At 72.9% G+C, this 24,014-nt stretch carries 21 protein-coding genes; 9 read left to right on the top strand and 12 right to left on the bottom strand.

What is annotated here, in order from left to right; genetic code table 11:
- Positions 1–108 precede the first annotated feature (108 nt).
- Entirely contained in the window at positions 109–312 is a 204-nt protein-coding gene (locus OG332_RS03890) for a hypothetical protein (RefSeq protein ID WP_327412092.1), read from the top strand.
- A 135-nt stretch (positions 313–447) separates the two neighbouring features.
- Here OG332_RS03890 and OG332_RS03885 read toward each other — a convergent pair whose 3' ends face one another.
- The 3 genes from OG332_RS03885 to fusA all read right to left on the bottom strand — a co-directional run bounded on the left by OG332_RS03885 (position 448) and on the right by fusA (position 4,171).
- Positions 448–1,290, bottom strand: a complete 843-nt coding sequence (locus tag OG332_RS03885) for a polysaccharide deacetylase family protein (protein ID WP_327419101.1) — start codon at positions 1,288–1,290, stop codon at positions 448–450.
- Positions 1,291–1,421: 131 nt separating this feature from the next.
- Entirely contained in the window at positions 1,422–1,964 is a 543-nt protein-coding gene (locus tag OG332_RS03880) for an FABP family protein (RefSeq protein WP_327412091.1), read from the bottom strand.
- Between the two features lie 134 nt (positions 1,965–2,098).
- The gene (gene fusA, locus OG332_RS03875) at positions 2,099–4,171 is read right to left on the bottom strand and encodes an elongation factor G (RefSeq protein WP_327412090.1); all 2,073 of its coding nucleotides are present in this window, start codon (positions 4,169–4,171) and stop codon (positions 2,099–2,101) included.
- Positions 4,172–4,625: 454 nt separating this feature from the next.
- On the opposite strand from fusA, the gene OG332_RS03870 reads away from it, so the two are divergent.
- Positions 4,626–5,525 (top strand): nuclease, encoded by a 900-nt coding sequence (locus OG332_RS03870; protein WP_327412089.1) that lies wholly within the window; start codon positions 4,626–4,628, stop codon positions 5,523–5,525.
- 35 nt (positions 5,526–5,560) lie between these two features.
- Here the strand turns inward: OG332_RS03870 and OG332_RS03865 are convergent, their stop codons facing one another.
- Complete coding sequence (locus tag OG332_RS03865) at positions 5,561–6,916, bottom strand: sensor histidine kinase (protein ID WP_442816327.1); 1,356 nt, start codon at positions 6,914–6,916, stop codon at positions 5,561–5,563.
- Between the two features lie 100 nt (positions 6,917–7,016).
- Positions 7,017–7,694, bottom strand: a complete 678-nt coding sequence (locus OG332_RS03860; protein WP_327412087.1) for a response regulator transcription factor — start codon at positions 7,692–7,694, stop codon at positions 7,017–7,019.
- Between the two features lie 135 nt (positions 7,695–7,829).
- Here OG332_RS03860 and OG332_RS03855 point away from each other — a divergent pair, with 135 nt between their 5' ends.
- Positions 7,830–8,447, top strand: a complete 618-nt coding sequence (locus OG332_RS03855) for a hypothetical protein (RefSeq protein WP_327412086.1) — start codon at positions 7,830–7,832, stop codon at positions 8,445–8,447.
- Between the two features lie 160 nt (positions 8,448–8,607).
- Here the strand turns inward: OG332_RS03855 and OG332_RS03850 are convergent, their stop codons facing one another.
- The 3 genes from OG332_RS03850 to OG332_RS03840 all read right to left on the bottom strand — a co-directional run bounded on the left by OG332_RS03850 (position 8,608) and on the right by OG332_RS03840 (position 12,517).
- Positions 8,608–9,828 (bottom strand): monooxygenase, encoded by a 1,221-nt coding sequence (locus OG332_RS03850; RefSeq protein WP_327412085.1) that lies wholly within the window; start codon positions 9,826–9,828, stop codon positions 8,608–8,610.
- A 50-nt stretch (positions 9,829–9,878) separates the two neighbouring features.
- Positions 9,879–11,849, bottom strand: a complete 1,971-nt coding sequence (locus tag OG332_RS03845) for a hypothetical protein (RefSeq protein ID WP_327412084.1) — start codon at positions 11,847–11,849, stop codon at positions 9,879–9,881.
- A 452-nt stretch (positions 11,850–12,301) separates the two neighbouring features.
- Positions 12,302–12,517 carry a hypothetical protein gene (locus tag OG332_RS03840; RefSeq protein WP_327412083.1) on the bottom strand — a complete coding sequence of 72 codons (216 nt, stop codon included), beginning with the start codon at positions 12,515–12,517 and terminating at the stop codon, positions 12,302–12,304.
- A gap of 53 nt (positions 12,518–12,570) precedes the next feature.
- Here OG332_RS03840 and OG332_RS03835 point away from each other — a divergent pair, with 53 nt between their 5' ends.
- Positions 12,571–13,149, top strand: coding sequence for an RNA polymerase sigma factor (locus OG332_RS03835; RefSeq protein WP_319732568.1), 579 nt, complete (start codon positions 12,571–12,573; stop codon positions 13,147–13,149).
- Positions 13,150–14,003: 854 nt separating this feature from the next.
- Complete coding sequence (locus OG332_RS03830) at positions 14,004–14,849, top strand: IclR family transcriptional regulator domain-containing protein (RefSeq protein ID WP_442816326.1); 846 nt, start codon at positions 14,004–14,006, stop codon at positions 14,847–14,849.
- Between the two features lie 44 nt (positions 14,850–14,893).
- Here OG332_RS03830 and OG332_RS03825 read toward each other — a convergent pair whose 3' ends face one another.
- Positions 14,894–17,161, bottom strand: coding sequence for a helix-turn-helix transcriptional regulator (locus OG332_RS03825; protein ID WP_327412082.1), 2,268 nt, complete (start codon positions 17,159–17,161; stop codon positions 14,894–14,896).
- Between the two features lie 4 nt (positions 17,162–17,165).
- A complete protein-coding gene (locus tag OG332_RS03820; RefSeq protein ID WP_327412081.1) occupies positions 17,166–17,396 on the bottom strand; it encodes a hypothetical protein in 231 nt (76 codons plus the stop codon).
- A gap of 588 nt (positions 17,397–17,984) precedes the next feature.
- On the opposite strand from OG332_RS03820, the gene OG332_RS03815 reads away from it, so the two are divergent.
- On the top strand, positions 17,985–18,533 hold the full coding sequence (locus tag OG332_RS03815) for a hypothetical protein (RefSeq protein ID WP_327419099.1): 549 nt from the start codon (positions 17,985–17,987) through the stop codon (positions 18,531–18,533).
- Positions 18,534–18,558: 25 nt separating this feature from the next.
- Here the strand turns inward: OG332_RS03815 and OG332_RS03810 are convergent, their stop codons facing one another.
- Together OG332_RS03810 and OG332_RS03805 are read right to left on the bottom strand one after the other, a co-directional pair.
- Complete coding sequence (locus OG332_RS03810) at positions 18,559–19,107, bottom strand: VOC family protein (protein WP_327412080.1); 549 nt, start codon at positions 19,105–19,107, stop codon at positions 18,559–18,561.
- Positions 19,108–19,166: 59 nt separating this feature from the next.
- Positions 19,167–20,987 carry a CocE/NonD family hydrolase gene (locus OG332_RS03805; protein WP_327412079.1) on the bottom strand — a complete coding sequence of 607 codons (1,821 nt, stop codon included), beginning with the start codon at positions 20,985–20,987 and terminating at the stop codon, positions 19,167–19,169.
- Positions 20,988–21,511: 524 nt separating this feature from the next.
- Between OG332_RS03805 and OG332_RS03800 the strand changes: the two genes are divergently transcribed.
- The 3 genes from OG332_RS03800 (at position 21,512) to OG332_RS03790 (ending at position 24,002) form a co-directional block, all read left to right on the top strand.
- Positions 21,512–22,351: a dienelactone hydrolase family protein gene (locus OG332_RS03800; protein WP_327412078.1), complete on the top strand. Its 840-nt coding sequence runs from the start codon at positions 21,512–21,514 to the stop codon at positions 22,349–22,351.
- Positions 22,352–22,652: 301 nt separating this feature from the next.
- Positions 22,653–23,072, top strand: coding sequence for a DUF6841 family protein (locus OG332_RS03795; RefSeq protein ID WP_327412077.1), 420 nt, complete (start codon positions 22,653–22,655; stop codon positions 23,070–23,072).
- 141 nt (positions 23,073–23,213) lie between these two features.
- Positions 23,214–24,002 (top strand): class I SAM-dependent methyltransferase, encoded by a 789-nt coding sequence (locus OG332_RS03790; protein WP_327412076.1) that lies wholly within the window; start codon positions 23,214–23,216, stop codon positions 24,000–24,002.
- Positions 24,003–24,014 lie beyond the last annotated feature (12 nt).

Below are 24,014 nucleotides of genomic sequence, written 5' to 3'. Positions count from 1 at the left end.
CCGCCTCGCACCCCCGTCGAGGGCGTCGGACGGACAGTTCTTCCCCGCACCGACGTGCAACCGAGCAGGACGACGTCCACCCCGCGGAACGAGTGGAAGTGATCCGGAATGACAGCGATCGACACCATCCGGCTGCTGGGCGCCCTCGCCGTGATCTGCGCAGCCGCACACGGATGCGGCCTTCTCTTCGGCGCCCTGCGCCAGCCGCCGGTCATCGGGGAGGTCGTCGGAGGCATCCTGCTCGGCCCCTCCCTCCTCGGGCTCGTCGCCCCCGCGGCCAGAGCCGCGCTGTCCCCGCCTCCGGGACGGTGACCAGCGCCCCGGACGCCATCTACCAGCTCGGCCAGCTGCTCCGTCCTGGTCCTCGTCTCCCTCGTGACCTGCCAGATCGCGGGCTTCCGGCTGGCGAGGGCGGTGGAATGCTCCGGGAGCCGGCCGGCCCGACCCCTACCGGGCCCCCGCGGCAGCGGGAGAAGCCGGCGCGCTCAGGAACTCGCGCAGGTCGATGACCTCGTAGCCGTCGGCCCGGGCCGCGTCGATGATCAGCGGGAGGGCGTCGGCGTCGAGGACGACGCCGTCGCCGGTGCTGCCGACGTGCATCTGGATGATCGCTCCGGGAGAGAGGGCGTCGACGGCCCGCTCGACCGCCTCGTCCACGGTCATGCCGCCCTTCGGGCCGAGGTAGCCGTTGGTGTCGGCGGTGAACTCGATCGCCGCGTAGCCCAGGTCGTTGACGTCGGCGACGGACTGGCGGGTGGTGGAGCTGTAGGGGAAACGGAAGAACGGCAGCGGCTCGGTCCCCGACGCCGTCCGGATCGCCGCGTCCGCGCGCCGCACCTCCTCGGCGCGTTCCGCCGTACTGATCTCGCCGAAGTAGGGGTGACTGTACGAGTGGTTGCCGAGGCCGTGCGCGGCGCCCATGGCGCGGACCGCGGCGGGGTGGGCGTCGGCGAACTCCCCCGTCGGAAAGAAGGTGGCGGGCAGCTTCCGCCGCCGCAGTTCGGCCAGCACGGTGTCGAGCCCGGCCTCGTCCCAGGCGGCGTTGAAGGTGAGCGCGATGACCTTGCGCGAGGTGGGCAGCCGGCGGATCTCACTGCCGAGGAGCGAGGCCGGCGGGCGCGGACCGGCGGGCGGAGCACCGGCGGCCGGACGGTCCGCGGCCGGTGCGCCCGCCGGCGGTCCGCCCGTGGCCCGCGCGGTGGGCTGCGCCGCCGCGGCGGCGCAGCAGGGTACGAGCCCTGCGGCCAGCAGCGCTGACAGCGCGGCGCGTCGTCCGACGTCCACCACCATCACTCCCTCCGGCACGGGGCCGCCGTCACGGGGCCTCCCACGACTATGCGACGGCGCCGACGCGAGCACCCGCAGCCCGTGCCGGGCACCCGGGTGATCTCCACCGCGGCTACGGCACGGCGCGGCGGGGTCTAGGCCGGGCGTCGGCGCAGGTGCGTCGTGAGGTGGTGCTGCAGGGGCTGACCCACCGCCGCCATGTCGTGAACGACCGTCATCTCCCCGGCGTCGACGGTGTAGCGGCGCCGCGTGCCGGTGACCTCCTTGGCCAGGGGGGTCAGCGACACGTCCTTGGTCTCGATCTCGATCTCCGTACCGGACACCCGTCCGACGTACGTCTCGACGATGCCGGTCGGGTGCGCGAGCACGACCTCCAGGGAGGCGTCGGGCGTCACGCGCCACCAGCCCGCCTCGCGTCCCGCCGGCCGGACCGGGGCCCCGGTGTCGTCGATCAGCCACGCGCGTGCCTCGTAGCGCAGGAAAGGGCGGCCGTCGTGGCTGAAGGTGATCTCCTGCCCGTAGCGGAAGTCCTTCTCCAGTGTCGGGTATTCGCCCTGGCCCCGGCCGTGCCAGCGTCCCAGGAGGGGCAGCACGGGCCGCAGCAGCGGGTGCGGCTCGGGGCCCTCGCCCAGGACGTGGCTGTCGGGATAGGGATTTTCCTGCACCGGCTCGAACATGTTCACCTTGTCTGTCTGCGTGGACCCGAGGAGTCCACGCAGACTAGCGCGACCGCACCGGCCCGCCCCGTCCCCGCAGAACGGGAGCGGGCCGGGACGGCGCGGCTCGCAACGGCGCGGCGCGCGCCGCGCCGTCAGCGGGCCGGCAGGGCCGCCGCGACCGAGGCCGGTACCGGCGCGAGACCGGCCGGCCGGGTGGTGAAGGTGCCCCGGCCCTGGGTGCGGCCGCGCAACCGCGACGCGTAGCCGAAGAGCTCGGCCAGCGGCACGGACGCCGTGATCACCGCGGTCCCGGACTGCGCCGTGGACCCCGAGACCCGGCCGCGGCGGGCCGCCAGGTCACCCAGCACACCTCCCACCCCGTCCTCGGGCACGGTCACCGTCACCTCGACGACCGGCTCCAGCAGTTCCACCGTGCTCAGGCGCAGCGCCTCGCGCAGCGCGAACCGGCCCGCCGCCCGGAACGCCATCTCCGAGGAGTCCTTGGAGTGGGTCGCCCCGTCGGTGAGCGTGACCCGCAGCCCCGTCACCGGATGGCCGCCGAGCGGGCCCTCGGCGAGGGCGTCCCGGCAGCCGGCCTCGACGGCGCGCGCGTACTCCTGCGGCACGCGACCGCCGACGACCGCCGACCGGAACGCGAAGACCGCCTCCTCCAAAGGCTCGACATCGAGGACGACGTGCGCGAACTGGCCCGCGCCACCGTCCTGTTTGACGTGCCGGTAGACCAGGCCCGTCACCCCGCGCACGACGGTCTCCCGGTAGGAGACCTGCGGCCGGCCGACGACGACCTCCACCCCGTGGCCGCTGCGGATCTTCTCCACCGCGACCTCCAGGTGCAGTTCACCCATTCCCGACAGCACGGTCTGCCCGGTCTCCGCGTCGGACCGCACCACCAGCGAAGGGTCCTCCTCGGCGAGCCGCGCCAGGGCCGCCGAGAGCCGCCCGGTGTCGATGCTGCGACGGGCCTCGACCGCGACCGACACCACCGGCGCGGCCACCGAGGGCGGTTCGAGGACCAGCGGAGCCCCCGGCGCGCACAGCGTCGTGCCCGCCCGGGCGGCCTTCAGCCCGATCACGGCGACGATGTCACCGGCGACCGCCTCCTCCCGTTCCTCGTGCCGGTCCGCCTGGACCCGCAGGATCCGACCGACCCGCTCCGTACGGCCCGTGGCCGCGTCCAGTACGGTCGCGCCCTTGCGCAGGGTGCCCGCGTACACCCGCAGATAGGTGAGCCGACCGGTCGCGGTCGCCGTCACCTTGAAGGCGAGGGCCGTGAAGGGCCCCGCCGGATCGGGCGCGCGCTCCTGCTCCGCGCCGTCCGCCATTCCCCGTACGGGCGGCATGTCGGCGGGCGAGGGCAGGTACGCCAGGACCGCGTCCAGCAGCGGTTCGACACCGCGGTTGCGGTACGCCGAGCCGCACAGAACGACCACGCCGTCCCCGCGCAGGGTCAGCTCCCGCAGGGCGCGGGCCAGCGTCCGCCCGGTCAGCGCCGAGGTGGCACAGAACTCCTCCAGCGCGTCGGCGTGCAGCTCCGCCACCGTTTCCTCCAGGAGCCGGCGCCGCCGGTCCGCCTCCTCGCGAAGCGGCTCGGGGACCGGTCCCGTCTCGTACGTGTCGGAGCCGGCGTGCCAGTGCAGCGCGCGCATCCCGAGCAGGTCGACGACGCCGGTGAACGCGTCCTCCCGGCCGATGGGCAGCTGCACCACGAGGGCTACGGCGCCCAGCCGTTGGCGGATCGACGCGACCGCCGTGTCGAGGTCGGCACCGGCCCGGTCGAGCTTGTTGACGAACGCGATCCGCGGCACACCGTGCCGGTCGGCCTGCCGCCACACCGACTCGCTCTGCGGCTCGACTCCGGCGACGGCGTCGAACACCGCGACCGCCCCGTCCAGCACCCGCAGGGAACGCTCGACCTCGTCGGAGAAGTCGACGTGCCCCGGGGTGTCGATCAGGTTGATCCGATGTCCGTCCCAGGTGCAGCTCACGGCCGCGGCGAAGATGGTGATGCCGCGGTCGCGCTCCTGGGGGTCGTAGTCGGTGACGGTCGTTCCGGCATGGACCTCGCCCCGCTTGTGGGTGGCACCGGTCGCGAACAGGATGCGCTCGGTGATCGTGGTCTTGCCGGCGTCGACGTGGGCGAGGATGCCCAGATTGCGGACGGCGGAGGGGGAAGTGGTGCTGAGGGGTCGCCCGTTGGCGCGCATGGCCCGAGGCCTTTCGAGTGAAGAGGTGAAGAGGGCGGCGCGAATCCCCTGACGACAACCCCGTCACCCGCGCCCGGCGGCCGCGGACGGCCGTCCCGCCCGTGGCCCGGAGCGGGTCCGGTCAGGCGGTGGCGTACGGAAGGCGGGAGAGAGGACCTAAAGGTGCGTCACGGGCATACGGTGACGGCCGCGCAGCCGGCACCGAGCGTCACGAGACACCGGGATCACGTCGTACCGGGACGGGGGAGCGAAGACGGCGGTGCGGTAGGTGCACATGGCGCTGCTCCCCTTCTCTTCGGACTCGGCATGGGCGCGCAGTGCCGTTTCGGCAGCGCGTACGGCGAGTCTAGGGAGCGGACCGGGGCAGGGCACCGCATTTTTCCGACAAGAATGTGTACTGTGAGTGACGAGTCACCACGGAAAGTGACGATCTGTCTCATCCTCGGGAGTCATCATGTCCATGTTGCTGATCAAAGGGTCGTTCCGGGTGGACGGCGGTGCCGAGCCGGACGGCGACACCCTCCCGTTCGTCCCGGACGACGTGGCGGACTGGAAGCTCGTGGGCGGCCGAGCCAGGGTCGTGCCCAAGGCGGACGGCCGCGCCGCGGTGCGCCTGGAGGGCGTGGACGCGTTGGAGACGCACTACAAGAAGCCGGGCTACGGTCCGGAACGGCACCAGCCGAGGAAGTTCGGGCACCAGGCGGCCGACGCACTGCTGAAGCACCTCGGATTCACCGGCATCGACCGTCACGCGAACGAAACCGTGACCACCGTTCCCGTCCAGGTGCCCGGTTTCATCCTCACCAGTGGCGCCGACGTCTACGGCCGCTGCATCGCGCTGGCCTTCGACGGCAGCGTCCGCCCGCCCGTGTACAGCGGCTACGAGGTCTCGGTCGACGAAGGCCTGCTGAAGAGGAGCGCCAACTACCGCCTGGTCGAGGACGGTCTGGCCTATCCGATGTTCTATCCGGGCCTGCCCGGATACCTGCGCGACGTCCTCAAGGCCGCCGCCCGCGAGGCACGTGATGCCGCGCCGCCCAGAGGGCTGTGGGCCGAGGACAAGACCACCGACGGGGCGTTGATCTCCGGCATCGAATCGATCACGGATGACATCACGGGGACGGTGATCATGCCCAAGCTGTTCCGCCGGCTCAAGGACTACCTGGACTCCGACTCGGGCATCACCTCGCTCGCGGGATTCTCCGCCTACCTCGCCGGAGCCGGCGACGAGTACCGCATCCTGCCGGACGGCAAGACCAAGACCGGACTGCACAGGCTGATCGAGATCAGCGACGACGGCAAGACCCTGCGGATGACCCGCGGCTCCGACGAGCTCCTCTTCCTGGACAAGTGAGGACGCGCCGCACCCAGGGCACGGGCGGACCGCCGTCAGCCCGGCTGTGTCAGCGGCAGCCTGAGCACCAGTCGGGCGCCGCCCGCGCAGTCCTCGGCCGTCAGCGTTCCGCCGTGGTGCGTACTCAGGTCACGCGCGATGGCGAGGCCCAGCCCCGCTCCGCCGTGGTCACGGCTGCGCGAGTCGTCGAGCCGGGTGAAGCGCTCGAAGATCCGCTCGCGGTCGGCGGCGGGGATGCCGGGACCGTCGTCGACGACCTCCAGCACCGCGCCGCGTGCGGTGGTGCGCAGGGTGACGCCGACGCTCCGGTCGGCGTAGCGCTGCGCGTTGTCGACGAGGTTGGTGACGACCCGGCCGAGCCACAGGGCGCTCGCGGTGACCTCGACGTCCGCTTCGAGGTCCACCCCTACGGGGACCCGGTCGCCGAGACGGCCCTCCACCGCCTCGCGCACGAGGGCGGTCAGGTCCAGCGGGACGGCCGCCACGGGCTGGGCCGCGTCGATGCGCGCGAGCAGCAGCAGATCGGCCGCGAGGTGCTGGAGCCGTTCGATGTCCTCCAGGGCCCCGCCGATCAGCTCGGGCCACAGCTCCGGATCCCGGACGGCCAGGGCCACCTCCAGCTGCGTGCGCAGGACGGTGATGGGACTGCGCAGTTCGTGCGAGGCGTCGGCGATGAACTGCCGCTGGCGGATGCCGGAGGCCTCCAGCCGGTCCAGGGTGGCGTTCATGGTCTCCGCCAGACGGGCCACCTCGTCGCGGGTGGCCGGAACCGGCACCCTGCGGTGCAGGTCGCGGTCGGAGATCGCGGCGACCTCGGCGCGGATCTCCTCCACCGGCCTCAGCGCATGACCGGTGACCCTCCAGGTCACCAGGGCGACGGTGGCGAGCAGCAGGGGCATGCCGATGACGAGGGCGGCGGTCGTGGTGTCGTCGGCCGCGTCCGCGTCCCTCAGCGAGGCGCCGGCGTAGACGGTGGCCGGACCGTCGGGGGTGTCCGTGATGACCTGGACGACCCGCTGACGGTGTTCGCCGCCGAACGGGCGGACCTTCCACGTGTGGACGCGGGGCCCCGGCAGGCCGGGGGTGGCCGGCGGCAACGGAGGCACGTCCAGCAGGTTCGGGCTGGCGAAGAGCACCCGCCCGTCGGCGCTCACCACCTGGACGAACTCGACGCCGCGGGCGGGCGCGCGCAGGCGCCCCAGCTTCCCGGTGGCGGCGAGCTGGGCCACCGTCTCGGCCTGCCGCCGGGCGTCGTTCTCCGCGTTGCGCATCAGGTTGCCTTCGAGCAGCCCGAGCAGGGCGAACGAGGCGAGTGACAGCGCCGCAGCCACCACCACGCTGGCTCCCACGGTGGCCCGGGCCCGTACGGTGGTGGGCCACAGCCTCCGCAGCACGGGCCACCGGCGCAGGGCCGCACCCGCGAGTGCGCGCAGGGCGGAGCCCGCCCGGCGGCGGAGGCGGGGAAGCGGACGGGGGTGCGCGCCGGGTCGCTCAGCCACCGTCGACCGCCAGCCGGTACCCGGCACCCCGCACGGTCTCCAGCGCGGCGCGGCCGAAGGGAGCGTCGATCTTGCGGCGTACGGCGCTGACGTGGACCTCGACGACGTTGGGATCGCCGTCGAAGGCACTGTCCCACACCTGTTCCAGTATGTCCCGCTTGGGCACCACCTCGCCGGAGCGCCGGGCCAGGTACTCCAGCACCGCGAACTCCCGTGCGGTCAGCCGGATCTCCGTGCCGCCACGGGAACAGGAGTGGCGGGCCGGGTCGAGCACCAGGTCGCCGAACCTCATCACCTGCGGGCGCCTGCGGCCCGTACGCCGCCCGAGCGCGCGGAGCCGGGCGACCAGGACGAGGTAGGAGAACGGCTTGGACAGGAAGTCGTCGGCGCCGGTGTCCAGGGCCTCCGCCTCGTCGTACTCCCCGTCCTTGGCCGTGAGCATCAGGATCCCCGACTCGTTGCCGGCGGCGCGCAGCTTCGAGCAGACCCGGTAGCCGTTCAGTCCGGGCAGCATGATGTCGAGCACGATCAGGTCGTAGTCGTGCTCGGTGGCCAGCCACAGGCCCTGGGGCCCGTCGTGGGCCACGTCCACCGAGAACCCCTCCGACTGGAGCCCCCGCTGCAGGGCCACGGCCAGCCGTCGTTCGTCCTCTACCACCAGTACGCGCATGCCGGACAGGATCTCAGGCCCCGCCCGCTCCTGGCTGAAGAGGTCTTCAGGTGGCTTCAGCGGGGCTTCAGCATCCGCTCAGCATGCTCGGGAACGAGCCGGGCGCGGTGCCCGGTTGTCCTGAGGAGCGCCTGTATGTCTGATTCTGTCCCGCCGTCCGAGCAGCCCGAGAACGCGCCGGAGGCCGGAGTCCGCAAGCGAGCGGCTCTGGGACGCCTGGTGCCGCGTACCAAGACCGCCCGCTGGATGGCGGCGGGCGCGGCCGTGGTGGTCGTCGGCGGGGGAGTGGCCGTGGCCGCCGTGGCCGACCATCACCACCACGGGGACCGGGGCCCGCGCATCGTCCGGGCCGAGCCCGGCGAGAAGGGCGGGTTCAAGCGCGGCCCGGAGGGTGCGCCGCCGCACGTGTTCAAGGGCGGCCGCGGCGGTCCGGAGGTTTCCGAGCGGCGCGCGGAGCTCGTCGGCCCCGACGCGCCGGACGCCCCCGGAGTTCCCGGTGGTCCCGGTGGAAAGGGGGGACTGCACAAGGCCGCCCCGGCTCCCCTGCCCTCCCTGGCCATCGGCGAGGCGGCCGACAAGGCTGCCGCGGCCGTGACGGGCGGGAAGGTCGAGAGCCTGCGCGTGATCGCGCAGGACGGCGGCGGCAGCGCCTGGCTGGCCGTGGTCCTCGGACCGGACGGCGTCCGCCACGCGGTCACCGTCTCCGGCACGGACGGCACGATCACCGGCAACACCGTCGTCGGTAGCCGGTAGCCGGTAGCCGGTAGCCGGTAGCCGGTAGCCGGTAGCCGGTAGCCGGTAGCCGGTGGCCGGTGGCCGGTGGCCGGTGGCCGGTGGCCGGTGGCCGGTGGCCGACGGCCGACGGCGGCCGGGGGGCGGCCAGCCATCGTCGGTGGTCGGCTGCAGGGCCGGCCTACGGGGCCATCGCCCGGCCCCCGATGCCGGGGGCCCCGGCGAGCTGGCCCTGCCACCACGCCGCCATCCCGCCGCCGTTCATGGCCGCCCAGGACGGGGTCTCCTCGACCTGGGCCCGGCCCAGCCGGCGGGCCAGCGCGACCAGCTCCCGTCCGCCCGCCCCGCGGGAGTCCTCGTAGCCGCGCAGCAGCTCCTCGAACGACCCGGCGCGGCGCCACCCGTCGGCGAAGGCGGTGGCGTCCTGCAGGGCCTTGGCGGCCCCGCTCGTGTTGTGGGGGCGTACGACGGTGGCCGCGTCGCCCGCGAGCAGCAGCCGGCCCGCGGCGGTGCGGTCGGTCTCCAGGTCGTAGATGGGCTGGACGAAGGTGTCCGCCGGAGCCGTCAGCGCGAGCGCCCGTCCCCAGTACGGCGGAAACTCCCGTTCGAGCAACGCGCCGAGATGTCCCGCCAGTCCGGGGGTCAGACCGCCCGGCGGGAAGCTCGTCGGGTCGTCGAAGCGCAGCCCGCCGTCCCGCGGCGGAGGGGCGTAGAGCACCCAGTTCACCCGCGGCCCGTCCGGCCCGGGGATGCGGTAGACCACACAGGTGCCGCCCGCGTAGCAGACCGTGGTCACCGCCTCCGGCACCGATTCCGCGTCACCGCCGGGCCCCGCCAGCAGGGCCGCGTCGAAGTTCCCGCGCCAGCACACGTACCCGGCGTAGTGCGGCCGGGACCGCGGGCAGAGCGCCTCGCGCACCACCGACCGGTACCCGTCGGCGCCGACGACCAGGTCGAACCGCTCGACGGAGCCGCCCGCGAGCCGCACCTCGGCTCCCGCGCTCCCGTCCGCCCCGACGCCCGTCACCGTCTCCCCCTGCCGGTAGACCACCGAGGCCGGGACCGACTCCCGGAGCCCGCGCCACAGCAGTCCCCAGTGGTAGGAGTGGAAGGGGAACGGCTGCTCCCACACCACCCGCCCGCCCGGCCCGGAGGCGTCGTCCCGCACCACCCAGCGGCGCCGCTCCAGCCGGTGCGCCGCGATCCCCGCGGGCAGTGCCCCGCTCGCGCCGAGCTCCACGGCCCGTTCGTCGTGGATGCAGAGGCCCACGCCCCGGTCCTCGAGCCGTCCGCGCGTGCGCTCCAGCACCACGACCTCGCCGGCACCCGCCCGCGCCGCCGCCGTCGCGACGGCGCAGCCCGCGATGCTTCCGCCGACCACCGCAACCGTTCCGCCCCGCATGACCGCCTCCCGACGAAGCACCGTGCACGTGAACCGCGTTCAGAGGCGGATCACGTTACTGAATCCGCGGCGGCCCCGCCGGGTCCGGGCGTCGGATTCCCGCCAAGCCCGCGGGCGCCCGTGACCGCGCGCGCTGGCGGGGTCGGCTGCGGGGAGCCCTGCAGGGCCAGCGCGGTCAGCACGAGCAGCGAGTCCGTCCAGCCCAAGGGCGCGACCGAGGAGGGCAGCCCGGCCCCGTTCACCGTTTCGGGGAGCTCGCCCAGCCCGTTGCGCTTGGACAGCACCCAGTCGAGCACCCGGCCGGCCCTCGCCTGCTCGCCCGTACCGGACCAGGCGAGGGCGAAGAAGGAGGTGCTGGCCGTCCACGCGTACGAACCCCAGCTGAAGGAGGGGTCGTTGCCGGGCGAGACGCCGCCGTTGGGCAGCAGCAGCGCCCGGTAGGTGGAGTCCAGCGCCCCGCCGAGGCCGGGCGGGGCGGCGTTGAACGGAGGCGCCATGAAGGCCACCGCGCTGTCCCGGCCGTGCTTGCCGTCGACGGTCCGCTGGTACCCCAGCGGGGCGAAGTGCGTGGCGATCGCGGCGGACAGCCGCCGGGCCGCGTCCGCCCAGCGCTCCGCGTCCCCGCTCAAGCCCTGCCGGTCGGCCAGGTCGGCGGCGGCGTTGAGTCCGGCCAGCAGCGGAGCGGCCGTACCGATGTTGGCGGTCGTCGTGTCCAGCTCCCAGTAGTCCGGGGACGCCGGAGGCAGCCCGTCCGGCCCCAGTGACCGCGCCGCGTAGTCGGCGGCCTTCCGCACCATCGGGTAGAGCCGGCGCAGCCGTTCGTCCCGGCCGCCGGGCGGCGCCGCCTGGTACCACTGCCAAGTCGCCCAGGGCACCCAGCCGTTGCCGTCCAGCTGCCACTTCCGGGCGTCCGGCGGCCCGCTGCCGTCCAGTGTGGTACGGGCCTCCCAGGTCCCGTCGGCCCGCTGGGTCAGCGCGTCGTAGTCCAGGATCCGGTACGCCTCCTCGTCGTGCCCGGTGGCGGCGAACGCGGCCGCGGCGAAGGCGCCGTCCCGCGGCCAGGAGTACTCCCAGGGCGGCGACCACGCCGCCGCGAACGCTCCGTTGGGCTTCAGCAGCGCCCGCATCGACAGCAGGGCGCGCTGCGCCGCGGCCCGCTGCGCGGCGGTGGTACCCGGCACCCTGCCCTCGGCCAGCCACGCGCGGCTCTCGGCGACCTGCGCCAGGGCGCGCGGGTCGTCCGCCTCGACGACGGCCGACGCCGAGGCCCCGTCGGGCAGGTACCGCCACCGGCCGGAGGGCAGGCGCAGCACGTTGCTCCCGTCGACGTAGGAGGCGCCCACGGCGAAGGGGGGCAGGACGGCCTCGGTGGCCACCCGGTTGGTCAGCAGGCCCGAGGTACGGGCCGCGAGCGCGGAGGCCGGTACGTAGCAGGGCTCGGTCTCCCCGCAGCGCTCGCTGCCGGTGGGATTGACGTGGAAGGCCAGCCGGGAGGCGTAGGCGTGCCAGCCGCCCCAGTACGCCCGGTCGTAGTTCCAGCTGGTCAGCGAGCCGGGCACGGACCGTGTGGTGCCGTACCAGGCGATCGGCTTGTTCTCCGCGGTGGTCGCCTGGAGGAACAGGTAGTACGTGGTGCCCGGGGTGACGGCGGCGTCTACCGGGAATTCGACCCAGCCGGCCCCGGCGCCGCCGAGGGCGGCCAGGTTCAGTGTCTTCGAGGCGATCGTCGACCCCGCGTCCGCGCGCACCCGGCGGATCTGGGCGGTCACGGTGCCCGTCGCGGCCCCGCTCGCCAGCCAGACGCTCACCCGGGAGAGCCGGGTGCCGGTCACCGCGAACTCCTGGGCCGCCGCGTTGTTGGTGGACTTCACGCTGAACAGCGCGGTCTCGTGGCGGACCTGACCGTCGTAGATCACGGCGGCCGCGGCGGCTGAGGCGGCCGCGGCGTCCGGGAGCGCGGCGGGCACACCGGTCAGCGCCAGGGAGAGCACGGCGGGCAGCAGACTCCTCGCGAACGCCATCGGATACGGGCCCTTCCTCTTCGACGGGCGCGCGCGGAGTGCCGGGGCGCCGAAAGCTGGACCCACCATGCAGGTATCCGCTCCCGGGAGCGGGGGAGTCGGGACGTGTCCCACCGGATGGGGCCGTAGCGACATCCGATCGTGTGAAAGAAACAGCGGCGGCGCCCCTGGGTACGCCCGTGCGGGCGCACGGCGGCGAAGGCCGGGCGGGCGGATGTGCCGGGGGCGTGCGCGGGCGGACCGGGGCGCGCGGGGAGGCGGATGCGCTTCCTTCTGAAGATTTTCCCGGACCGGTTTGCACGATCCGGCTCGTTTTCCGATGGGGTGGTGAGTGGGAGCGTGCCGGGCGCTCCGCGGCTGCTGGTCCGGGGGCAGGCACGCCGATTACGCATGGTCCATTTGGAAGGTTCCGCGCCGAAGTGAATGTTGCCGAGACGGTCGCCCTCGCGCTGTTAACCGCCACCGCGGTCCGTTGTCTCGTACCTCTCGTATGTCTCGTAGTCGATTTTTTTCTTGTGGTCGAAGTGGTCGAAGTGGTCGAAGTGGTCGATGCCGTCGACGTGGCCGATGGGTTCAGGGCGCGCGTGCGCCTGTCGGGCGTGGGGGTACGGACGGGAGCGGGCGGGCCAACCACCCTGCACCGCCTCGTCGTTCCCCCGGCCCGCCACCGTGAGCTCCCCGCCGCCCCGGCGGGGAGCGCTGAACAGCTGTGGGGGAGCGTATGAGCGAAGGCGAATTCGATCCATCGGGGGACCAGGCGGTCTCCAGCGAGCTGGCCGGAGTCCTTCCGGTGGAGTTCACCGCGTTCCACTCCCAGCAGCACCGTGCCTATCTGCGCTACGCCCACCTGCAGCTCGGGAACCCCAAGGACGCCGAGGAAGTCGTCGACGACGTGTTCACCTTCCTGCTGAAGGTGTGGCGCCAGGCGCTCAAGGAGGCGAGCCTCCACGGCTTCGCCTGGGCGGTGCTGCGCGAGCACGTCGAGAGACGGCTGGCGGTCCTGGGCCGGCAGGTGGCCATGGTGGAGACGGCGTGGTTCGCCGCGCTGCGCCGGTCCTCGAGGGAACGGCTGGAACTGCTGGAGTCGAAGCTCGGACTGTACGCGGCGATCGCGGGCCTGTCCGAACGACAGTACGACGTGGTGCTGCTGGCCTTCCTCCTCGGCAACGACTCCGACACCGTCGCGCGGATGATGGGGATCACCCCCGCGACGGTCCGCTCGCACATCCGCGGCGCACGCCGAACCCTGTCCCGCAAGCTCGGGGTCGACTGGATCCCCGGAGAGGAGAAGGACCAGTGAGCGACATGCCTTGCAACCGTGACATGCCGCTGTGCGAACTGGACGCGGCCCTGGAGGACGCGACGGTACTCGCGGAGGAGTACGCCGGATACGACGAGGGGGCCGCCCGGCGCCGGATCGCCCGCCGGATCGTCGCCGACCGCGCCCGCTCCGTGATGGGAACCACCACCGGTGGAGCCCTGCCCGCCCGGGGGCAGCCGGCATCGGCCGCCCCCGACGACCTCGTCCTGGACGCCGCCTGTCACGTACGGGCCGCCCGCGGCCTGGACGACCTCACGTGGTCCCTCGTGGAGAGCCGGGACTTCGCCGAACGCGCCCTGGACGCCGACTCCTGGCCCCACGGCGCGGACTCGGCGCTGCTCTTCGGCTGCCTGCTGCACCTGGCCGACCGCACGGACGGCGCGCAGTTCTGGTTCCAGTACGCGGCCGGGGCGGGCTCGCAGACCGCTGCCCGCTGCCTCTACCTCCACCACCTCGCCCGCGCCGAGGTCGCGACCGCCCGCTACTGGAAGCGCCAGGCCCAGACCCTGTCCCCCGACGAGCACCTGCCGACCCTGCCGCCGACCCCGGAACACCTCGAAGAGGCCCTCGGAGCCTCGGTCATCTGGACCTCGCCGCCCATCACCACCCAGGACCTCACCGCCCTCGCCGCCGGCCCCGGCCGGGCCGGACGACCTCCGCTGCGGCTCCCCGCGCGACTGCGCCAGGCCCTCACGGCCCGCCCGCACGAGGAGCACCCCGACCTGGGGGAGGTCTTCACCCCCGGCCCGCAGGTCGCGGTCGCCGTCGCGCAGAACGCCCGGCTCAACCCCCTGCACCTGACGGAGGAGGCGAACGCATGGGCGCTCGAAGCGCTGAAACAGCCACACCTCACCCACGCGGCCCGTAAGACCCCCGAAGGACGCCCGGCGCCCGCCGCGCTGGAATCCGTCCACCAGGCGCTGCGCGTCCTGGAAGTCGTCAACCGCTACTCGGGCGGGGTGAACCTGACCCAGATCGCCCTCGAGACGAAGCTGCCGCAGCTGGTCCTCGCGCGGGCCGTGGAACAGCTGATCCGCGCCGGCCTGGCCACCCCGATCGGACCGGACGCCTACCTCGCCGGCCACGCGCTCCTCCTGGCCGACTCGGTCAACGGAGAGGGCCGCGGGCATCTGCGCGAGACCCTCGCCTGGGTGCGGGACGCGGTCGGCGCCGCCGTCTACGTCGCCCGCTACACCGACGGAGAAGTCTCCATCACCCAGTACGCCGACGGCCCCGCCACCCCCGTGGTCGAGGAGTGGGTCGACTTCCGCGCCGCCGCCCACGCCTCCGCGGTGGGCAAGGCGCTGCTCACCCAGCTCGACTACGACGACAGGAAGGACCACCTGGCCCGCCACCGGCTCACCCGTTTCACCGCCCACACCCTCACCAGCCAGCAGGCCCTCTTCCACCAGCTCGACACCCGCCCGCCCAACGCCCCCCTCCTCGACCTGCAGGAGTACGCGATCGGCACGGTGTGCGCGGCGGTGCCGATCACCGCGGGCCCGAACGCGGAGTGCGTGGCCCTGTCCATCCCGGTCCCCGATCCCGGCCGGCTGAAGCAGGCCGCCCGGATCCTGCAGAGCGAGGCGGCCGCGGTCTTACTGGCCCTGATCGTCGCCGGGAGCACCCAGCCCACGGCACGCGCACCGGAGGACACCGTCCTCTCCCCGACCGCCTAGCCGTACGGGTACGGGCCCGCCGTCCTCACGAGCGGCGGGCCCGTTCATCCCGCCGGTCCTCCGGCGGGCGGGAGCGGGGTCGGCGGCGGGGGTGGCTGCGGCAGGGGTCCCGACGGGACCGGTCCCGACGGCGGCACCGGTCCCGACGGCACGGGTCCCGGCTGTCCTGGCCACCCGCCACGGCGCACCGGAACCGGCTCCGCGGTGTTCTCCGCGTCGGGCGAGGCGACGGCGGCCTTCCGGTACCACCGCGCCACGGCAGGGTGGGTGAAGGACCAGCCGTCCCGCCCGGCCCGCAGGACGTCCGGGTCCGTCGCATCGGCGAGCAGACCGAGCAGAACCCCCGGGTACAGACCCCACAGGGCGAAGCGCGAGGTCAGCACCGCTCGCAGCCAGTGCCCGGTCACCGTGACGCCCAGCAGGACGGGCAGCAGCACCGGCAGGGCCGTGATGGTGTCCCCCGGCAGCACCGCGAACAACAGCACGGGTACGACGGCCAGCTCGGTCAGGAACCAGTGCGGCGCCGGCCGGCGCGAGGCCTGCTCGGCCAGCCAGACCGCGCCCGCCAGCAGTGCCGCGGCCACGACCAGGGACAACCGTTCGGCATCCGCCCCGGGACCGACCGCCGTCGCGAGGATCAGGGCCACCCCGGCCGGGATGCTCCGCAACAGCCACGACCGCACCCGGCAGAGGGGGTCCGTCCGCCCTGCCCTGCAGTCCAGCCGGTGCCGCAAGTACACGTACCAGCCTGCCCCGATGACCGCTCCCGGGATGAGCATGGCCGACTCGACCGGGGAGGAGGAGCCGGCCGCGGTGTACGTGCTCGCGCTGTCGCCCACCTGCACGAAACTGAGGAACACCCACGACAGCAGACACAGCAGGGCCGCCTGGACGCCGGCCCGGCGGCGGGAAGGACGGCGCCCCCGGTACAGCACCCGCAGGTCGCCCACGGGTCCTTCCTCCTCCTGCTCCCGCCGGGCCAGCAGGTGCAGCGCCTGGTGGCGGTGCTGTTCCTGGAGCTGGTGTCCGCCGATGCCGCCGTGCTGGCGGTACGGCGGGAAGGAGCCGAAGAGGTGCTGGACCAGCCGCATTTCGAGGGCCTCGGCGGTGGCGCCCTCTTCCACCAGCTCGGCGGGCACCGCCCGGCCGTCCGTGTAGAGCAGTCTGGCCGCGCCGGCCAGCGTCGGGTCGGCGAGGACGGTGGCGGCCGGCAGGTCCGGCCGGTCGGCGAGCGCCGCCAGGACCGGCGCCCAGTCCTGCTCCTTCGTACGGGAGCGGGAGCTGCGCTGGATCCAGCCGTCGAGGTCGCCGACGCCCACGGGGAGCAGCCGGACACCGGCGCTCCCGGCGATGACGGTGTCGGTCTGCTCCACGGTCCGGGTGAACTCGGCCCACCCGCTGACGAGGACGAACGGGGCCTGCTGCGGCAGCTGGTTGAAGGTGTACAGCGCCCGGCCGCGTTGACGCAGGGTCAGGCTGTCGAAGTCGTCGAGGATGGGCAGCAGCCGGTGCCGCCCGAGGAGGGTCCGGACGTCCTCGGTGGTGCAGCCGGTGAGTGCGTCGGCGATCCAGGCGAGCAGGCTGTCCGGGCCGCGCTCGGGGCGCCATCCGCGCAGCGACACCAGTACGGGCACCACGGGCACGGAGCCGCCGCCACCGTCCGCCGTCAGCAGCCGGGTGCCCAGATGGCGGGCCAGTTGGGTCTTGCCGCTGCCGCGGTCGCCGAGGACCAGCAGGCGCCGCGATCCGGTGAGGGCGAAGATCTCCCCGATCTGGTCGTAGTGGCCGGTGAGGTCGGCGGCGTCGGATCCGGTGTCGGTGAAGTCGGGCCCGACGGTGGTGAAGCGCAACGGGATCGGGGCCGGATGGGCGGCGACCCCCCACGGCCGCCGGTCGGGGGCGAGGGTCCGCCAGGCGTCCCGTTCCAGCGAGCTGGGCCGGGGCCCGGCCGGGCTGTCCGGCACGCGCGGCCCGGGGGCCGTACGGCCGGCCGGCGGGCGGCCCGCGGGCAGGACGAGGCGGGTCCGCTCGTACTGCGCGCGGGCACGACGGTGCCGGGCCTGCCAGAGGTCGAGGTTGGCCTCCGGATCGCAGGCGGTCACCCACGCCTCGACGAGTTCCCAGCGCGGCAGGTCCCGCCCGGTGGTGGCCGCGCTGAGCGCGCCCTTGCTCCAGTGGGTGACGGCATAGAGGTTGTCCAGGGTCAGCCCGGCCGCGGCACGGAGCTCGCGCAGTTCCCGCGCGAGCTCCGCCAGGGCCGGGACGGTGGTGTCGAGCGGCCGCTGCGGCCGCCCCCGCCGCCCCGTGCCCACGGCGCTACCGGCCGATCCGGTCGGGCTGGACGCCGCCGTCGGCGGTGATCCGGCGACCCAGTTCCAGAGCGGTGGTCGTCACCATGACGATCACGCCGAGCGCCGTGCCGGGGGAGTACCCGAGCCCGCCCATGACGGCCGTCACCACGGCCACCACCACAACCACGACGATCTTCACACTGAATACGGAGGGGAGCCCGCAGAGGCGCGGAAAGGAAGCCGGTGAAATGACCACGAGGACAACTCCTTCGAAAGCAACGGTCCGGAGGGAGTGCATCGCGCCTGCGCGGGCCCGCAGTTGGCGCTACGGACTGTCCGCTCCCGGCCCAGGAGGCCGAGGGCGCTCCTCAACCATGCCCGAGCGCGGCTGCAGGCGACACCACTTGTTGATAAGCGGACATGCCCGCCATTTCGGGGATGCCCGCCCTGCTGAACTTTTCCCGGGCCTGGCCCCACGGACGTGAACAATTCCCGCGCCCACCTATCCCCCCAGCTCACGGCCACCCCGTGCGGCCGGGGTCGTTCACGAAGAACCAGCCGCCCTGAACAACCACTGCGCGGCGCATACTGCTCCTGCGGCGGATCCCTGAAGATTCGCCACCGCTCGCGCGGGCGCCACGGTCCGGAACACGCGCAGGCGGGGGCCGTTGGCGCGACCCCCGCCCCCTCCACCGCCCTCCACCGCTCTCCAGGGAGTGCCTGTCGGATGCAGCCCCTCCCTTTCGGACGGACCAGGAGCGAGCCGCATCATGGTCCCGTGACGAAAACGAGCAGTAACGTGCCAGCAGGGCTGTCCCCGTACCAGCAGGAGCTGCGGGACCGGATGCTCGCCGTCCCCGTGGTCCCGGCCCCCGTCCCCTGGCGGTCGGTCTTCGAGCCCCTCGTCCCGGTGGGCGGGCTGCTCGGCATCGGCTTCGCGGTCCATCCCGACAGCGGACACGACCTGGTGATGGTCGTGTCGAACGACGGCCACGGCCTCTTCGATTCGGTCACCGGGGAGAAGATCGCGCGCGATCGGGACCCCGACCCCGACGACAGCACGCCGGACGCGGTACCCGACCTCTCCTGCCCGGGCCTGGGTCCGGTCGCCGGAAGCCGGGTACGCATCGCCGGGCTATTCGGCGGCGGCCTGCACACCACCACTGCCGACGGCTGGACGCTGGAGGTCGTGAGCCCCGCCTGGCCGCATGACCGCGTACTGCTCTCCGTCGACGGCGGGGCCCCGCACTCCGGCCCGCACGGCGAGAGGTGGTGGCACGTCTTCCACTCGAACTACTCGGAGCTGCGGGCGGTCGGGTTCTCCCCGTCGGGTCGGACCCTCGCCGTCGCGACGAGCAGCGACCTCACCCTGTGGACACGCACGCTCGCCTGACCCGGTGCGGTGGATGAAGCGCCGGTCACTCGGCCGCCGCCAGGCGACGGCGGAGTTCCTCGTCCGAGACGTCTTCGATGTGGGTGAGGAAGACCCATATGTGACCGGATGGGTCCTTGAGGATGACGGTGCGGTCGCCGTGGAACATGTTCGTCGGCGGCTGGAGGATCTCCGCGCCGGCTGCCTCCGCACGCTCCGCCAGGCTGTCGACGTCCGACACGAAGAGGTGCAGGGTGACGGAGGTGCCACCGCCGAGCGCGGCCGGCGCGGCGAAGGAGCCGGCCTCCGCCTCCTCCACGCTCGCGTCGCCGAGCATCAGGACCGACCACCCTATGGTGATCTCGGCGTGCAGGACGCCGCCGCCCGGAGCGTCGATCCTGAAGTCCTCGCGGGCGCCGAAGGCGCGCTGGTAGAAGTCGATCGCCGCGGCGGCGTCGTCGACCATGATGTGCGGGATCACCGCGTGGTGGTAGCGGACGGGGATCTCGACGGTGCCGGCGACTCCGCTCCTGCGGACGTGCCGTTCAGCGCCCCGGCGCCCCGGCGCCCCGGCGGACGGCCGGCGAGAGGCCATGGGGCCGCTCGCCGGCCGTCGAACCGGGGGCGCGAGGTGCGGTGCCGGTCTGTGCCGGGTCAGCCGAGGGGCAGTACCAGGTGAGCGGCGGTGTCGTCGGTGGAAGTGATCGTGGTGATGCTGCTGCCGGTGTGCGCGTCGGAGTAGAGCTTGTCCTTGCTGTTCACGACCAGCATGAGCCGGTGGTTCGGGGCGAGGTCGTAGCCGGCGGCCTGGAGCTGCCAGGTGGCGCTGCGGTCCTCGCCCGTGGACAACTCCGCCAGGGTGAGGGGTTCGTGCGTGATGATGCGGGCCGTGCCGTCAGGGCTGACGTCGAACAGGTAGGCCACCAGGGTCGTGGCGGCGGCGGAGCTTCGGACGGTCAGCGTGAGCTCGGGGACGCCGCGGATGCGGCGGGCCGCCTGGAGCGGGCCGCTGGTCCACACGGCGAGCTGCTGGCGGTCGAACGTGTCGGTGGGGTAGGTCTTCGGGTTGCCCTTCCACTCCGCCTGGCCCGTCGTGATGACGGCGTCCACCGCGGTGGCTTCGGTGAGCTCTCCGGCGGTGAACTCGCGCTTCCAGCCCGTTTCCGGTGTGGTGGCGAGGCCGCCGTCACGCCGGTCCGCCGAGGAGGCGGTGAGGTGCCAGCGTTCGGTGGAGGTGGTGACGTCCGCCCAGGACGGCCTGGTCTCGCGGACGGCCGGTTCGGTGATGACGTTCTGCCCGGTCTCCGGGTCGGTCCGGGTCTGGTACGTGAACATGATCTGGCTGTTGACCGCAGGCCATTGGGCAACGCCGTTGTCGGCCCCGAGCACGTGGTGGTCGAGCCAGGCGAGCGCTTCCTCGACGGGCACGTTCGGCCCGCTGAAGGGGATGGTGAGGCCGGCGCCCTCGGGTGCGGCGTGGTCGCCGATCCAGAGGTTGAGCCGCTTGGGCACGGTCAGCCGGTCGAAGTGCGCGATGGCCTGGTTGACCGGGAACAGCGTCTCGTGCCAGGTGTTCGAGAAGAACGTGGGAATGTCGCGGGCGTTGGTCCGGCTGACGTACGACGAGGGCGACCGCTCCTTGCCCCACGCCACCACGGCATCGAGGTTCCGGCCGGCCTGGAAGTCCTCCAGAAGCTGCCGGGTGGCCTCGTCGAACTTCCGCTCGACCGGGCCGCCGGTGAAGGCGATCAGGGCCTGCACCGCCGCCAGATGCCGGGTCTCGTTGTGGTAGAGGCTGTCGGCCAGGTCGCCCCACGTGCTCAGGGCCACGACCGCGTCCACGCGGTCCGCCGGGTCGTTCGCCGCGACCAGCTGGCTGATGCCCGACCCGTAGGACTCGCCGAGGAACGCGATCTTGCTCGGGTTGAAGTGCTCCTGGGCGTAGTCGATGACGGTGGAGCCGTCGCACCGGTCCTTGAGACCTGCCACGTCGATCGTGCCCCCGGAGGTGAACGGGGCGTCGACGTACCCACCGCCGGCGACGGGCACCGTGAGACCGATGCCGCGAGGGGTGTAGGCCAGCACGTGGTAGCCGCGCAGCGCCAGCTGAAGATACGTGTACTCGAACAAGACCCAGCCGAAGGGAGTCCAGCCGGCCGGCACGATCACCACGGGTCGGGGCTCCGAGGTGTTGAGCTTGATCGTGTGCGCCGAGAGCTTCACCCCGTCGTCGGCGGTGATGCGGGGGAAGCCGATGGTCGCCCTCTGCCGCACCTGCTCCGTCAGCTTCTGGAGGTCAGGGGTGAGCACCGCCTTCTCTGCCGAGCCGTTCAGCGTGGCGACCAGCGCCTCGGCGACGTTGACGGCGGCCGGGTCGATGGCAGTGGCCGAGCTGTAGATGCCCTGCTCGGCGATCCGGCTCAACTGTGCCGGCGTGACCGCGCTGATCGTGTTGTCGTCCTGCGGGTGGCTCACGAAGCCGTCCTCTCGAAATCGCCGACCGGGCATGCGCCGGGCGGCACGTGCTGTCTGCCGGGGCACGTCCCCGGCACGTCCCGGCCCCTTCGGTGTGCAGGACCGCGCTCAGGGCGTGCCAGAACGGCGTCACCTTGGACACGGAAGGATCAGGCATCGACTCGGACGGTCGATCTGCGCCGTGGGGGGCATGCGCACAGTTCTAGTCCCACCGGTTCGCCCCACAGTGCATATCAGGACATCTCCCCCCTTGGTTGCCGTGCATCGGCTTCACCCGCACAGATGGTTTGAACGCTCCTGGCCGTCCTGGGCCGCGAGTGTCGATCAACATCCGCCGTCGAGCGAGCGGGCACGGACAGAAGGGATCATGGGCTGATCGACCTGATTCAGCCGTAGGTGCCCCGCGAGAGGAAGCGGCGGCGCACCCGGCGCTCCGCGACCGCCATCCCCATCGGTTGACGACCATGGTCTACCTATCGGTAACTTCATGTTGTCCCAGGAGAGTCGACCGAAGGAGCAGGCGCGTGCCGGACCACGACCTGAACGGCTTCACGCAGACCACGTTCACCCATGACGGCGCCACCCGCTCTGTGCTGTGCAAGGGCACGGGCCCTGCTGTGATCATCATGGCGGAGATCCCGGGCATCACCCCCAAGGTCATCGAGTTCGCCGAACACGTGGCGGCGATCGGCTGCACCGCCGTACTCCCCGTGCTCTTCGGAGCGCCCGGCCGCGAGGCGAATCCCGGTGCCGTCGGATGGGCGAGTACCGGCCGTGCCATGGCGTCGTCCCTGTGGCAGGTGTGCGTGAGCCGTGAGTTCACCCTGCTGGCCACGGGGCGCAGTTCGCGCGTCGTACGGTGGCTGCGCGCCCTGGCCGCCGCCGAGCACGAGCGCTGCGGCGGCCCGGGGGTCGGCGCCGTCGGCATGTGCCTGACCGGCGGGTTCGCCCTGGCCATGGCCACCGACGAACGACTCGTCGCACCGGTGCTGTCCCAGCCGTCGCTCCCGCTGGCGTGTACCTCGAGCCGTGCCGGCGCCATCGACATCAGCCCCGAGGAGCTCGCGGTCGTCCGCGGACGCTGCGAGCGCGACGGGCTCCAGGTGCTGGGTCTGCGGTTCCGGGGCGATCGGCTGGTCCCCGGCGACCGGTTCGCGTACCTGCGGCGCGAGCTCGGTGACGCTTTCCTCGCCGTCGAGCTCGAAGACAGCGCGGCGAGCACGGCGAGCGCCCTCCCGCCGCACTCCGTCCTGACGGAACATCTCGTCGACGAGCCCGGACAGCCCACGCGGCAGGCGCTCGACACCGTCCTCGATCTGTTCCGCACCCGGCTGCTCGACGGGCAGCCGGCCCCGACGGCATGACGCACACGGCTCGGCCCTACGGCCGGGCCAGGCGGTCGAGGAACATCTCGTCATGGTGCCAGACCGGCAACTGACGGCGAGTCATGCCCCTGGGCGGGTGGGTGGCGGGCGCGGGCCGGTCGGTGGGCGCGTTGCGTAGGCCGGCAGGGCACCGGGTGGCAATCTGGTCGATATCATAATAAATCCCATGCTTTCGGAGTCCCGCAGGCGCGGGCCCGACGGCCCGGCCCGTGGGCGCGGTGACGGGTCGACAGCCGGCCGGCCGCCCCGTACCCGGTCCTGCACGAGAGCAAGGAAGCTCATGCCGCACAGGGATCTCTCCGCAGTCGAAGCGGACGTCAGAAGCTGGTTCGACCAGTACGTGAGCACCTTCATCGGCCTGGCCGCCGCCGGCCGCACCGACCCGGCGCCCCTGCTCGACTACTTCGCCGTACCGATCACCATGACCACCGACGCCGCCCACATGGTGCTCACCTCCACGGACGCGCTCACGGCCGGACTCGCCAACGAGCTGCAGGCTCTGCGGGACGCCGGCTACGGAGGCAGTACGGCGCTCGACCACCAGGTCCGCGCACTGAACGAGCGGTCGGCCCTCGTCGAGGTGACCTGGGCGCGCAACGACACCGGCGGACGCGAGTTCCAGCGCGTACGCGTGCTGTACCTCGCGGCCAGGACGGTCGCCGGGTGGCGGACCACGGCCTCGGCGATCCTGTCGCCCTGACCGCGCCACGCAGGTCAGTCAAGTGGTTTGTATATGCCGGTGACCGACGTATGGTGGGGGTCTGAACCTGAAGATCCTTCCGGCGGCGGGCTGCTCCTGCCCGCCGCCGGGAGTTCGCCTTGCGACGGAGACGGAGTGCTCATGGCCACCAGGAAGAACCTCACCGCCAACCGGGAATCCCTCGTCCACAAGGTTCGCTACGCCGCGAGCCGCCCGAACCGCATCGCGCCGTACCTGAAGCGGGCCGCCCGTGATCGGTGGCTGGCCTTCAAGCACCCCGACCACGTGAGCTACTACCGGGCCGTCATGGCCTCGGACACGCGCCGCAACCCGGAGGCGGCCGTCGGCAGTCAGACCCACGAACGCTGGCTCGCACTGGGGCGGATGCAGTTCGACTACCTGCTCGGGCACGGCCTGAAGCCCGGATCGCGCATGCTGGACATCGGCTGCGGAAACCTCCGCGCCGGCTGGCGCTTCATCGACTACCTCGACGAGGGCCACTACTACGGCATCGACATCTCGCCGGACATCCTCATCGCGGCGAAGGGCACCCTGACGGAGCGCGGGCTGCAGGCCAAGCTCCCGCACCTGACGATCACCAAGAACCTGACCCTGGACTTCCTCCCCGAGGGGCACTTCGACGTCGTCCACGCCCACAGCGTGTTCTCGCACTCACCCATCGACGTCATCGACGAGTGCCTCGCCCATGTGGGCCGCGTCCTGGCGCCCGGGGGTCACTTCGACTTCACCTTCGACCGCACCACCGGCGCCGAACACCAGGTGCTGCGCGAGGACTTCTACTACCGGACCCAGACCCTCGTCGACCTCGCCGCCCGGCACGGGCTGGCGGCACGCTTCATGGAGGACTGGGAGGAACTCGGCCACGGTCAGTCCAAGATCCGCGTCAGCGTGAGCGGCTGCGACGCCTGACGGTCGCGGGCT

This window comes from Streptomyces sp. NBC_01233 (assembly GCF_035989305.1).
Taxonomy (GTDB): Bacteria; Actinomycetota; Actinomycetes; order Streptomycetales; family Streptomycetaceae; genus Streptomyces.
The sequence above is the reverse complement of the archived record's forward strand: the minus strand, read 5'-3'. Positions and strand labels throughout refer to the sequence as shown.

What these genes read in the sequence shown, in the direction of transcription:
- OG332_RS03890 (WP_327412092.1), top strand. Translation starts at nt 109, where the DNA reads ATGACAGCGATCGACACCATCCGGCTGCTGGGCGCCCTCGCCGTGATC.
- OG332_RS03885 (WP_327419101.1), bottom strand. Translation starts at nt 1,290, where the DNA reads ATGGTGGTGGACGTCGGACGACGCGCCGCGCTGTCAGCGCTGCTGGCC.
- OG332_RS03880 (WP_327412091.1), bottom strand. Translation starts at nt 1,964, where the DNA reads ATGTTCGAGCCGGTGCAGGAAAATCCCTATCCCGACAGCCACGTCCTG.
- fusA (WP_327412090.1), bottom strand. Translation starts at nt 4,171, where the DNA reads ATGCGCGCCAACGGGCGACCCCTCAGCACCACTTCCCCCTCCGCCGTC.
- OG332_RS03870 (WP_327412089.1), top strand. Translation starts at nt 4,626, where the DNA reads ATGTCCATGTTGCTGATCAAAGGGTCGTTCCGGGTGGACGGCGGTGCC.
- OG332_RS03860 (WP_327412087.1), bottom strand. Translation starts at nt 7,694, where the DNA reads ATGCGCGTACTGGTGGTAGAGGACGAACGACGGCTGGCCGTGGCCCTG.
- OG332_RS03855 (WP_327412086.1), top strand. Translation starts at nt 7,830, where the DNA reads ATGTCTGATTCTGTCCCGCCGTCCGAGCAGCCCGAGAACGCGCCGGAG.
- OG332_RS03850 (WP_327412085.1), bottom strand. Translation starts at nt 9,828, where the DNA reads ATGCGGGGCGGAACGGTTGCGGTGGTCGGCGGAAGCATCGCGGGCTGC.
- OG332_RS03845 (WP_327412084.1), bottom strand. Translation starts at nt 11,849, where the DNA reads ATGGCGTTCGCGAGGAGTCTGCTGCCCGCCGTGCTCTCCCTGGCGCTG.
- OG332_RS03835 (WP_319732568.1), top strand. Translation starts at nt 12,571, where the DNA reads ATGAGCGAAGGCGAATTCGATCCATCGGGGGACCAGGCGGTCTCCAGC.
- OG332_RS03815 (WP_327419099.1), top strand. Translation starts at nt 17,985, where the DNA reads ATGCTCGCCGTCCCCGTGGTCCCGGCCCCCGTCCCCTGGCGGTCGGTC.
- OG332_RS03810 (WP_327412080.1), bottom strand. Translation starts at nt 19,107, where the DNA reads ATGGCCTCTCGCCGGCCGTCCGCCGGGGCGCCGGGGCGCCGGGGCGCT.
- OG332_RS03795 (WP_327412077.1), top strand. Translation starts at nt 22,653, where the DNA reads ATGCCGCACAGGGATCTCTCCGCAGTCGAAGCGGACGTCAGAAGCTGG.
- OG332_RS03790 (WP_327412076.1), top strand. Translation starts at nt 23,214, where the DNA reads ATGGCCACCAGGAAGAACCTCACCGCCAACCGGGAATCCCTCGTCCAC.